The 11,734-nt window shown below is 38.5% G+C and carries 9 protein-coding genes and 1 pseudogene; 6 read left to right on the top strand and 4 right to left on the bottom strand.

The annotated features are described in order from the left end of the window. Positions 1-450 (bottom strand): Hcp family type VI secretion system effector (locus GWI58_RS06170; RefSeq protein ID WP_049255377.1); only part of this gene is annotated, 450 nt, incomplete at its 3' end. 787 nt (positions 451-1,237) lie between these two features. Further along, positions 1,238-1,585: an HNH nuclease YajD gene (yajD, locus tag GWI58_RS06165; RefSeq protein WP_004246674.1), complete on the bottom strand. Its 348-nt coding sequence runs from the start codon at positions 1,583-1,585 to the stop codon at positions 1,238-1,240. 225 nt (positions 1,586-1,810) lie between these two features. Between yajD and GWI58_RS06160 the strand changes: the two genes are divergently transcribed. Continuing rightward, positions 1,811-2,350, top strand: a complete 540-nt coding sequence (locus GWI58_RS06160) for a DUF2058 domain-containing protein (protein ID WP_094959526.1) — start codon at positions 1,811-1,813, stop codon at positions 2,348-2,350. A 19-nt stretch (positions 2,351-2,369) separates the two neighbouring features. Here the strand turns inward: GWI58_RS06160 and GWI58_RS06155 are convergent, their stop codons facing one another. Continuing rightward, positions 2,370-3,068 (bottom strand): RluA family pseudouridine synthase, encoded by a 699-nt coding sequence (locus GWI58_RS06155; RefSeq protein ID WP_161769001.1) that lies wholly within the window; start codon positions 3,066-3,068, stop codon positions 2,370-2,372. Positions 3,069-3,254: 186 nt separating this feature from the next. Between GWI58_RS06155 and GWI58_RS06150 the strand changes: the two genes are divergently transcribed. The 4 genes and pseudogenes from GWI58_RS06150 (at position 3,255) to GWI58_RS06135 (ending at position 7,479) form a co-directional block, all read left to right on the top strand. Next, positions 3,255-3,731 (top strand): cold-shock protein, encoded by a 477-nt coding sequence (locus GWI58_RS06150; protein WP_004249014.1) that lies wholly within the window; start codon positions 3,255-3,257, stop codon positions 3,729-3,731. A gap of 204 nt (positions 3,732-3,935) precedes the next feature. Then, positions 3,936-4,187 (top strand): annotated as a pseudogene (locus GWI58_RS06145) (SIS domain-containing protein); the annotation flags it as partial. Between the two features lie 351 nt (positions 4,188-4,538). Beyond that, positions 4,539-6,095, top strand: a complete 1,557-nt coding sequence (locus tag GWI58_RS06140; RefSeq protein ID WP_004246679.1) for a PTS transporter subunit EIIC — start codon at positions 4,539-4,541, stop codon at positions 6,093-6,095. A gap of 13 nt (positions 6,096-6,108) precedes the next feature. Then, positions 6,109-7,479: a class-II fumarase/aspartase family protein gene (locus GWI58_RS06135; protein ID WP_004246680.1), complete on the top strand. Its 1,371-nt coding sequence runs from the start codon at positions 6,109-6,111 to the stop codon at positions 7,477-7,479. Positions 7,480-7,568: 89 nt separating this feature from the next. Here GWI58_RS06135 and GWI58_RS06130 read toward each other — a convergent pair whose 3' ends face one another. Continuing rightward, positions 7,569-8,885: a sodium-dependent transporter gene (locus tag GWI58_RS06130; RefSeq protein ID WP_004246681.1), complete on the bottom strand. Its 1,317-nt coding sequence runs from the start codon at positions 8,883-8,885 to the stop codon at positions 7,569-7,571. A 560-nt stretch (positions 8,886-9,445) separates the two neighbouring features. On the opposite strand from GWI58_RS06130, the gene fdhF reads away from it, so the two are divergent. After that, positions 9,446-11,614 carry a formate dehydrogenase subunit alpha gene (fdhF, locus tag GWI58_RS06125; protein ID WP_004249015.1) on the top strand — a complete coding sequence of 723 codons (2,169 nt, stop codon included), beginning with the start codon at positions 9,446-9,448 and terminating at the stop codon, positions 11,612-11,614. The last annotated feature ends 120 nt before the right edge of the window (positions 11,615-11,734 follow it).

Raw genomic sequence — 11,734 nt, 5'->3', positions numbered from 1 at the left:
TTTGCGGTAAGAGAGGGAGACTTCGATAAGTTGCGTGAAGTCGGCTTTAGCCGGATCTTGGCAATGAGGCATTTGGCAATCGATGTTCACGATAGTCGCGTCAGTCAGTGTCGTGGTAAAGAAGTGCTCTTGTTTACCTTCTACCGAGGTGCGATACCATTTTAGCTCAACTTTTGGCAACATTTCGCCGGAAGCCAATGCGTTATATAGCAGGGGAACTGCTTTATTTAATGCCACGGTAAAACGAAATGGTTTATGCGCACGTTGGCCGGAAGGTTGTCCTGATTGCGGATCGGTCGGTACTGTCACCACATGAGAAAATGCTTGTACCAACATTTGGTCTTCATGACCTTGTACATAAATGTTGCCGACAGAATCTGCAGTAAACGCGCCTGCAGTGATGTTGCCCTGAGTTTTTCCTTCAATGGAAATATAGCAAGGAGTTGGCATAATGAGATCCTTTTATTAAAAATGACAAATTAAATTAAATGATTGTCTTAAAAACAATCCGTTAGTTATGTCCGTCATCTTAGCCAGTGCGCACGGTAAGACTTGATTAAAGAATCATAAAAGCTTATCAATAAGCTGTAAACCGCCCCTTGCTGTTGTATCTCTCTAGGATAAGTCACTTAGCGTAAACTGGTTGAAATATCGATATATTATGCTGAAAAAATAATCATAAAAAGTGTTTATCAGCATAAAATATGATGAAGAAATAGACAAATGGCTCGCAGCCCAGTAAACACTATGTACATAAAAATATATTTTGTAACAAAGTTTATAGAATAAATGAAAAAGATTTTAACTATTTGATATTTAATGATATTAATTCTTTTTTTATAAAGGTTTCACCATTTTTCTTTTTATTGTTATTATTGGTCTAGATTATTAATCTAAAATAATTGCTTTACTCGAAATAATATTTCAAATATTTCGTATTTATGAGTTATATAATCAATTTGAGGGGGTTTTATAGTGAGAGGAACTCATTTTAACTACACATAGAAACAATAAAAACTATTGAAAAAATAATATTTTTTTTAATTGGCTATATTAAATTTAAACCATTTCAACATTTCTGATAGCGCGATAGCCAGTTGTTTACAAGGTAAAAATAATAGTTTTACTAATATATAGAGTAGCGGGGGATATGAATTATTGGCAGTGTATTAACGTTCTATAATAGATTAACACACTGCACTATCTGATTTATTTCTCATTCGCGATAACGATTAGATCACTTTTTCTTATTCAGCATCGCTTTTAAATCAGCAAAGGGGTTATAGGTTGCTTGCCCAACATCATCTTGGGCATCTTCCCCTGCTACAACGGTAGAGCCGTACTCTTCTGCTTCTGTGTATTTTGAGTGCTCATGATCATGACAATACAGACACAGTAACTCCCAGTTACTGCCATCTTCGGGATTATTGGTGTGGTCGTGATCAATATGATGAACGGTTAATTCACGCAGATTTGAATAGACAAATTCACGAGCACAACGTCCACAAACCCAAGGGTAGAGTTTTAGCGCCTTTTCGCGGTAACCGCTTTCTAGTTTTGCATAGTTTTTGGGGATCACAGCCATGGTTTATTTTGCCTGTTATAAATGATAGAGAAAGTTTTTTTGGTTACTTCTCAATATACCCTAATGCATTAAGGGAGCCAATGTGATTAACACAACGCTTACTCAGCAAATAACATCGATATGGTGATGAGTGTTATTATGATAATTTGCGTTGTTGTAACGAGATGCAGTCTTAAAAATTACAGGTATAATTTCGGGCATTATTGAGCAAAATTAGGCATAAAAATGGCAAAACTTACCTTACAAGAGCAGATGCTAAAAGCGGGATTAGTGACAAATAAGAAAATGGCTAAAGTACAAAGAACGGCGAAAAAATCGCGCGTTCAGGCCAGAGAAGCAAAAGAGGCTGTAGAAGAAAAGAAACGTTTACAGCTTGAGCGTGATAAACAACTTAGTGAACAGCAAAAACAAGCAACCTTATTAAAAGAGTATAAAGCGCAAGTTAAACAACTTATTGAGATGAATAGAATTACCCCTGCCAAGGGCGATATTGATTTTAAATTTACCGATAATAATGTGATTAAAACGCTTGAGGTGGATAAAGTAACACAATCTCAATTAATTAATGGTCGTTTAGCTATTGCACGTTTAGTGATTGATAGCGCCGGAAACAGTGAATATACCATTATTCCTGCAAGTGTGGCAGATAAAATCATGCAAAGAGATGCAGATTGTATCTTATTAAACAACACATTAAGCCAAGCAGAACAAGACGAAGATGATCCTTATGCTGATTTTAAAGTACCAGACGATTTAATGTGGTGATTTTAAGGGTGGCTTGATATTAAAACGGCGAAGGTAGATAAATATCCATCGGTTGCTCACTAATAGGGTGAATAAAATGTAACTCACAGGCATGCAACATTAGCCGTGGGGTATGCTCTGTTCCTGATAATAATAGGCCACCATACAAATCACACCCTAAAATAGGGTGCCCTAAATATTGGCAATGGATACGCAATTGATGCGTTCTGCCTGTTTCCGGTGTGAGTCGCACGCGCGTTAAAGGTAATCGGGCGCCATCAGCAAGAGTCTGATAAAACCGTTCGATAACTTGATAGTAAGAGCGCGCAGCTTTGCCTTGTGTGATGCTAATCGACATACGTGGAAAGTGTTGTGGATCTTTCGCGATAGGCGCTTCTATAACACCACTATCATGTTGCAAATGGCCACATAATAGGGCGTCATAAGCTTTAGTGACGGTGCGCTGGCTAAATTGTTGACAAAGTGCACGGTTAATCGCTTTATTCAGGGCAATAACCATCACCCCCGATGTGCCAAAGTCTAAACGATGAACTAAGGTGCACTCGGGAAACAATGGTACTAAGCGATAATGAACAGAATCGATATTTTGCGGGTTTTTACCTGAAAGGCTTAGTAAACCTGATGGTTTGTTTATTACCAGTAGATGTTCATCTTGATAAAGATACTCAATCTTGTCATGGCAAATGGGGGCAATAAAGGTATCAATAATCGTCGACATCAAATTATCCTGATCACAAAAGTGCACTGATCATAGCTAAATTTCAGCCGATTGGCGACTTAAACCACAATATGCTTAGTGACTCAATTTAAAGACTAATAGGCAAAGGCATAGTCTGAATGCAGATTGTGCTTTATACTGCATAGAGAAAATTGAGTAATAATGATCATGTAGGCGGTAATGGCAATGAATGGAACAATCACAAAATGGTTTGAAGATAAAGGTTTTGGATTTATCAAAGATGAAAATGGGGATAATCGCTATTTTCATGTGATTAAGGTTGCCAACCCTGATCTTATTAAAAAAGATGCAATAGTTACGTTTGAACCCACGACCAATATGAAAGGGTTATCAGCCTATGCAGTAAAAGTGATCCCAGACAGTAAATATATCTTTATTGCCGGAGAGCGCGTTAAGTTAACGTCAATTAAGTCTTATCGTGTTTATAGCGAACAAGTACCCGTTAAAACGCATATTGATAAAGAAAATACAATCTTATCGGTTGGTATGCTAATGAACAGTATTAAGCCTAAATCTGAGTCGGCAGCAGATCAAACGCGTACTTTGAAAAAAATTGATATCATTACTTATCACGGCAAAGTATTAACCTTTACTGATGATGAAGTCGATATTGATGCAACAGTCAAAGTGATTAAGGCTTAATTGAGATAATGCGCATCTGTTTTTAACTCAATAGCGCAATGGATCACCTTTGTGATTAAGCATATTATGCAGTAGAGTGTAATATGCTTAACTGATTGTTTTATCATGATTATTAATTGATTAGGTGAGATATGCTGGATTTTTTAAAAAATTATGACAATTTAACCGTCAGTGAAAAGAAAGTATTAAAGTATCTTACCGATTGACACGGTTATTTTTATCTCTCTTTCAGGGGGAACTAAAAAGATCATTGAAACGGCAAAAATTGTGCAGTTAAAAGAGGCAAACATTATCAGTATGACAGCCTTTAATACCAATGAGTTAACCAGTTATGCGACGCATACGCTATTTTGTTTCGCGGATAATCATGATACGAAAAAAGATGATACCAAGTCACGAATTGGTTTTTTTATTTTGGTTGATTTGTTAATAAATGAAATAGAAAACCTACTTTAAACATTATTTTTTAGTCTCAGAATTATCTCTTCAAGATTAACTTTTTCACGGCCTTATTCTTTACTATATTAATAAATTTAATGTATTTTAAGCTAAAATAACAATTTATTTTAAAAACACCTTTATTTTCAATTTGTTCAATATCTCTTTAATGGGCTATTTATTAATAATAGAACATTCTATCTTCAAAAATTTATTATTTATTAAATTATTTTTTAATTTAAAAGACCTAGGTCATAATAAATGACCTAAGATAATATTTAAAACTAGCCCGCCATTCATTTTATAGATAACTCAATGCTAGAGTACTTTTGTCATTTTTCTATATTCGAGAAGTCATAAGGAAAAAATATGGCCAAGAAAAAATTCAGCGAATCCATACAGCGCTTTGGTAGGACCCTACTCCTGCCAATCGGTGTTTTAGCGCCTATCGGTATGATACTGGGTATCAGTGGCGCTTTAGTTCAGTCTTATATGATTGCACGCTTTCCTTTCCTGGGGAATGAAACAGTCAATGCATTATTAGTGAGCATCCGTTCTATTGCAGGGGTCGTGTTTGATAATATTCCACTGCTATTTGCTATGGGTGTGGCTTATGGTATGAGCCATAAAGACAAGGGGATCGCCGTGTTTGCCTCCGTTGTCGGCTATTTAACCTTGATTAGCACCATTAATATTTGGCTCGTTTTGACGGGGAAACTCGCTGATCCTGCCGTAATGACTCAAGTGGGGCAGATCAAGGTGTTAGGTATTCAAACCATGAATATCAGTGCCGCAGGGGGGATTATCACCGGATTAATTGCCGCTTGGGCGACAGATAAATTCTATAACCTTGAACTTCCTACCGCTTTTGCCTTCTTCTCCGGTAAAAAATCCGTTGCCATTATTATGGTGGGATTAATGATTGGCGTAGGGGCATTACTACCCTTTATCTGGGAAGTCTTGGTGATGGGATTAACAAAACTTTCCGCGGTCTTCCTGAGTCCTGTCGGACCATTCTTTACAGCAGGGGGAGAGCGACTGTTTATTCCATTTGGTTTACACCATGTATGGAACGTGTTGTTTAGATTTACCGAAGCAGGTGGCTCTTACGTTATTGATGGACAAACCTATGTGGGTGTTGTTCCTGCCATGACAGAAGTGTTGTTTAACCAAGGGCCAAGTAGTGAATATTGGTCAATGATGCCAAGCTTAACGCGTTTTATGGCACAACAACAAATGCTGGTCACTCTGTTCTTATTCCCAGCAATTGCCTTAGCAATTTATAGAACGTCGAAAAAAGAGAATCGCGCAGAAGTTAAATCTATGTTGGTGACCATGGTATTAACCGCCATGTTAGGTAACGTCACTGAGCCACTTGAATTTACCTTTGTGTTTATTGCGCCACTTTTATATCTGATTTACGCCATTATTGTTGGTATTGGTGCGGTTTTACTCTCTTTTGCTGGCGTGGCGATTGGCTATATCCGAGGTACGGTATTTGACTTCACCATCTTTGGTCTGCTCTATGAACATACCAACTGGATCTACTTAGTGATTATTGGTTTAGGTCTGGCGGTTGTCACTTACTTCATTTTCTACTGGGCCATTATTAAGTTTGATATCAAAACACCGGGTCGTGAAGAATCAAGCAATATGAAAAATACGCTTATTAAAGAGAAGCGTTATGGCGAAATTGCGGAGATCTTAATTCGCGCTTTAGGCGGAAAACAAAATATTCGTAACGTTGATAACTGTATTACTAGACTCCGTGTCGATATCGGTGAAGTAAATCAAATTGATAAAGAGTTAATGTTGGAATCAGGTTGTACAGCATTCTTTATTCCTGCAGCGAACCATGTCCATATTGTTTATGGGCCAAAAGTTGAGTTTGTTCGCAATGCTGTTGATGAAGCAATGAAGAAATAACAAAGGATACAAAATGAGAGCGTTATACGATTCTAAAAGTAAAACAATCGATGATCGCGGTATTAAAGCGCTGTTATCCAATGAAGCTAAATATTCAACTTGGTTGATGTTTGAGGCGATGCTCGCTCAAGCTCAAGCTGAACACGGTTTTATTCCACAGTCAGCGGCTGATGAAATTAAAGAAAAAGCGGTTATTGAGAATATCGATTTTGAAGAAATGAACCGCATTTACCAAAAAATCGGTCATGGTTTCGTGCCCTTTTTAAAAGTGTTAGTTAAGGCATGTTCCCAAGAGAGTGGTAAATATGTGCACTACGGCATTACCACGCAGAATATTCAGCAAAGTTCACAGCTTTATATGATGAAGACAGTGCACCATAAATTTATGTTGCTACTTGGGGAGATCATCGAAAATTTAGCTAACTTGGCAGAAAAAACCAAACATATGGTTATGCCCGGTAGAACACATGGCCGCCATGCTATTCCTATTACTTACGGCTATAAAGTATCGGTCTGGATCAGTGATTTTATCGACTGTTATCAGCGCATGAGAGAGTGTGAAAAACGCGTCTTTACTATCATGATGGGCGGTGCTGTGGGTGCATTTAACTCAATGCCAGAAGTGGGTATGAAGGTGCAAAAACGTGTGGCTGAATTAGTTGGCATGGAAGCGATGGAGGTGCCTTCTCGTAACCTTAGTACACATAAATTAGAGTATATGGCTAATTTGGCATTGATGGCTAATATCTGCCATAAAATTGGTGAAGAAGTTTATAGTACGACACTTGAGGAAATTGCGGAAGTTTCAGAAGGGTTTACCAAAGGTACAGTTGGCAGTAGCACTATGCCACATAAAATTAACCCTAAACTGGCTAAAGGGATCATCGCTAACTCACAAAAACTGTATTCTTTACCCAGTGTGGGTATGTATTCTGCGGTAAGACCTTATGAAGGGGATAGTAGCTCCTATATGTTATTTGATGGGTTACTGGAAGAGGCATTAGAGCTGACAACCGAAATTCTATTAAGAACAGAAGAGCTTTCCAGAACAATAGTACCGCATGAAGAGAGAATGCTACATAACGTCATGAGAAATAAAGGATTAGATAATACGGAGTACGTTATGATGAAAATGGCAGAAAAACTAGGCAAAGATAAAGCACACTCTTTATTGTATGAAGAGGCGATCAAAACAGCGGCAGATGGCGAAGATTTCTATACTAACTTGATTAAAAATCCCGTTATCTCTGCGGCATTTAGCCCAGAAGAAATTAAAGCAATGCTTGATCCAAGAGCCTATATCGGTTTATCGGTGGAAATTGCGGAGAAAGAAGCTAAACGCGGGCATGTGGCTAGCCAAGAAATTAAACAAAACTATCAATAAGTCTATTAATAAATAAAGTTATCAAGTATCCAAACATCGGGGATAATTAGTCAGAGAGCTTCTTAAATAAGAAGCTCTCTTTTTGTTTTTTAACCAATCAAACCATGTACCAATATTATACCGATACAGATAGGGCCAATATAACGCCAAACTAATAATAAGCATTGGCGTTTTGCTCCAGTAATATTGTCTGGAATAACCGCATTGGCTCTACGTGACCAGCCAAAAATTAAACACATCGCAATACCAAACAGTGGCATTAAGATATTGGAGGTTAAGTAATCCAATAAATCAAAGAGTGTTTTGCCCCCTAAAGTCACATCACTCATAGGACCAAATGATAATGAAACTGGGATACCCATTAACATAATAGAGGCTGTGACCACTAAGCCAGCTCTACGGCGAGTCCACTGAAAACGCATTTGTACATAAGCGACGATATGTTCGAGTAATGAAATTGCAGAGGTTAATGCCGCCATTAATAATAAGACAAAGAAAGTGACCGCCAAGATATTGCCACCAGGCAAGTTAGCAAAATAGACTGGCATGGTCATAAAGGTTAAGCCTGGGCCAGCATTTGGCTCTAATCCAGCAGCAGTTAACGCAGGGAAAATCATTAAGCCTGCTAAAACACACACTAAACAAGAGAGGATCACAACCCACATACTAGAGTTAGCAATAGTCTTATTATCCGCTAAATAGGCGCTATAGGTAATATGAATACCCAAACCGATAGACAGCGAGAAGAAGGCTAATCCCAGCGCATCTAATACCCCTTGTGGGGTTAATTTACTAAAATCAGGATATAAGAATAATTTTAAACCTTCTGAAGAGCCGGGTAAGCTAATACCGACAATAATCAAAATAATCATGATAATAAACAGTAATGGCATCATGATCTTGACGGCTTTTTCTAATCCGCGTTGAACACCCGCTAATACGACAAAACACGTTAATCCGGCAAACACCAAGTGAGCAAGAATAGGCCATAAAGGGTCACTGATAAAACGGGTGAAGATCCCCGTTAATTCACTGCTATCAGTAATATTTAATTCACCAGTAGCTGCCATAATGGTGTAACCAATGGTCCACCCCCCGACAACACTATAAAAGCTATAGATACACCATGAACTAAATACACCAATGACACCGATAATTACCCAATTACGTCCCATCATCTTTTTGAAGGCATTCACGGCTTCGGCATGGGTGCTACTACCTAAAATATTTTCAGCTAATAAAACAGCTAATCCGATAATAAAGCTAAATAACAGAAAGACGACGAGGAATGCACCACCCCCATTATTGGCGGCGACATAAGAGAACTTCCAAATTGCACCAATACCAATGGCAGAGCCAGCGGCTGCTAAAATATGGCCTACACGAGATGTCCATTGTTGGCTCATTTTGCCTCCGATTTCATTATGTTAATGATAGAAACGGTTGCCGAACAATAGTGTATTGCAAAGGTGTGATAACCCTTAATCCTTGTAGTGGAACGAGACATCATAAAAACTCCCCTAAAAACAGTTCCACCAGCAGGGTTATAAAAAAACCACCTTACTGGTGGCTTTAGCAAAAAATGAACGAGCTTGGCCACCCTAATAAAGTAGGAGTAGATGTAGGCCTAGAAGTCGATTGTTAGTGTTAATGTTCATGTTTTTGCTCTTTATTGAAATGAATTTGGTTTGTTGCACTGATTTATTGAATGCCACTGCTAACAAATAACTATTTTGTTATATCATAAAAACAAATTAATGAAAGCCCTTTTTTTAAAAAACTTGATAACGTTTTGATAACTTTTGCTCAGAAAATCTTGTCGACAAAAATGTCGATATAACCTTGGTAGCCAGTGACAGAAATACTATCTACTTATTTTTACATGGTTTTTTACTTGGCATAAATCGTGCTTAGTTGGATGTTCTTTATGACTCTTTTACTCCCTAGTTAGGGGAAAGGATATCAAATGAACAAAATCAACTCCGTCTGTCCTTATTGTGGCGCTGGCTGCAAAATCAATCTCTGTGTCGAAAATGGTCGAATAATCAAAGCTGAAGGTGCCAATGGTGTCACCAATCAAGGCGAGCTTTGTTTAAAAGGTCTCTATGGATGGGATTTTTTAAATGACAATAAATTACTGACAGCCAGAATTCATCAACCGATGATCCGCCGACAAAAAGGGGCTGATTTTGAAATTGTCAGTTGGGATGAAGCGATTGAGTTTACGGCTAAAAAGTTACTCGCAATTAAAGAGAAATACGGTGCTAAATCTATTATGTGCACCGGCTCCTCTCGGGGTACAGGTAACGAAACTAATTTTGTGATGCAAAAATTTGCTCGTGCTGTACTGGGTAACAATAATGTTGATTGCTGTGCCCGTGTTTGTCATGGCCCTTCTGTTGCTGGTTTACAAGAAACACTAGGCAATGGGGCAATGAGTAATTCCATTGCTGATATTGAAGATTCAGATTGTTTGTTGGTGTTTGGTTATAACTGTGCCGACTCTCACCCTATTGTGGCGCGTCGTGTGGTGAAAGCGAAACAAAAAGGGGCCAAAATTATTGTTTGTGATCCTCGTAAAATAGAAACAGCGAAGATTGCTAATCAATATCTTCCCTTAAAGAATGGCACCAATATGGCGTTAGTTAATGCATTTGCCTATACGCTGATTGATGAAGATCTTTATGACAAAGAATATGTGAGTCGTTACACCGAAGGTTTTGAAGAATATAAAAAACAGCTGGTGGATTATAGCCCTGAAGCAGTAGAACGTATTGTTGGGGTTTCTGCAAGCGAGATCCGCCAAGCTATGCGCACTTATGCAGCCGCAAAAACAGCCACCATTATGTGGGGAATGGGGGTAACACAATTTGGTCAAGCGGTAGATGTTGTGAAAGGGCTAGCGAGTTTAGCGTTATTGACGGGTAATTTAGGTAAACCACATGCAGGGGTTGCTCCTGTTCGCGGGCAAAATAATGTACAAGGTGCTTGTGATATGGGGGTTTTACCCAATATGTTCCCCGGCTATCAAAGTGTGACAGATGAAGGTATTCGTCAAAAATTTGCTCAAGCTTGGCATATTCCGGTTGAAAAACTCGATCCGCAAGTGGGTTATCGCATTACTGAAGTCCCTCATTTAGCCATTGAAGGTAAAGTGAAAGCTTATTACATCATGGGAGAAGATCCACTTCAAACTGAGGCAGATTTAGGTCTGGTTAGAAAAGGTTTTCAAGCGCTCGATTTTATTGTGGTTCAAGATATCTTTATGACGAAAACGGCAGAGCAAGCAGATGTCATTTTACCTTCTACCAGTTGGGGTGAGCACGGTGGTATTTTTACTTGTGCTGATAGAGGTTTTCAACGTTTTGAACAGGCAGTACAAGCACGTGGTAACGTTAAACGTGATTGGGAAATCATTAGTTTATTAGCCACGGCTATGGGCTATCCAATGTCTTATACAGATAATGAAGAAATTTGGCATGAGGTAAGAGCATTATGTCCGCTATTTTTCGGTGCGACCTATGAAAAATTAGCGGGATTAGCCCATATACAATGGCCTTGTCCTGAGCTCGATCATCCGGGAACACCCTATTTATATTCAGATAATCGATTTACAACGCCATCAGGTAAAGGGCAGCTTTTTGCTACCGCATGGCGCGCTCCCGCAGAGTTGCCTGATGAAGAGTATCCAATGATTTTATCAACGGTACGTGAGGTAGGGCACTACTCTTGTCGCTCAATGACGGGTAATTGTAAAGCATTAGCATCATTAGCAGATGAACCGGGGTATGTGCAAATTCACCCTGATATTGCTAAAGCGGCAGGTATTGCTGATCAAGAAATTGTTTGGGTTGCATCTCGTCGAGGTAAGGTGCTGTCACGGTGTAATTTAAACGAAACCGTTAATAAACAAGCTATTTATATGACTTATCAATGGTGGATTGGTGCATGTAACGAACTGACACAAGATAATCTCGATCCTGTTTCAAAAACCCCAGAAACTAAATATTGTGCTGCACGAGTGGTGAAGATTGACGATCAAAAATGGGCAGAAAGCCAAGTCGCTCAAGATAATCACGCCATGAGAAGTCGCTTAATTAATTTAGTCGAGCAAGCAAAAACAGCGACACACTAAATTAATCACTCAAGAGAAATATAACAAAATCAATGGAGGCTATTTGGCCTCCATTTTTATTCTGTTTATTTATCATCATGTTATATCAATTTGGTCATTGTTTGATCTTCTTCACAGATC

Origin of the sequence: Proteus sp. G2674, assembly GCF_009915195.1 — a bacterium.
In the GTDB taxonomy this organism is placed as follows: Bacteria; Pseudomonadota; Gammaproteobacteria; order Enterobacterales; family Enterobacteriaceae; genus Proteus; species Proteus mirabilis.
This window is presented reverse-complemented; position numbering and strand designations above follow the sequence as displayed.

Bases quoted from the DNA above. Each gene is read 5' to 3' on its own strand.
- GWI58_RS06155 (WP_161769001.1), bottom strand. From the start codon at position 3,068: ATGTCGACGATTATTGATACCTTTATTGCCCCCATTTGCCATGACAAG.
- GWI58_RS06160 (WP_094959526.1), top strand. From the start codon at position 1,811: ATGGCAAAACTTACCTTACAAGAGCAGATGCTAAAAGCGGGATTAGTG.
- GWI58_RS06140 (WP_004246679.1), top strand. From the start codon at position 4,539: ATGGCCAAGAAAAAATTCAGCGAATCCATACAGCGCTTTGGTAGGACC.
- GWI58_RS06150 (WP_004249014.1), top strand. From the start codon at position 3,255: ATGAATGGAACAATCACAAAATGGTTTGAAGATAAAGGTTTTGGATTT.
- yajD (WP_004246674.1), bottom strand. From the start codon at position 1,585: ATGGCTGTGATCCCCAAAAACTATGCAAAACTAGAAAGCGGTTACCGC.
- fdhF (WP_004249015.1), top strand. From the start codon at position 9,446: ATGAACAAAATCAACTCCGTCTGTCCTTATTGTGGCGCTGGCTGCAAA.
- GWI58_RS06135 (WP_004246680.1), top strand. From the start codon at position 6,109: ATGAGAGCGTTATACGATTCTAAAAGTAAAACAATCGATGATCGCGGT.
- GWI58_RS06130 (WP_004246681.1), bottom strand. From the start codon at position 8,885: ATGAGCCAACAATGGACATCTCGTGTAGGCCATATTTTAGCAGCCGCT.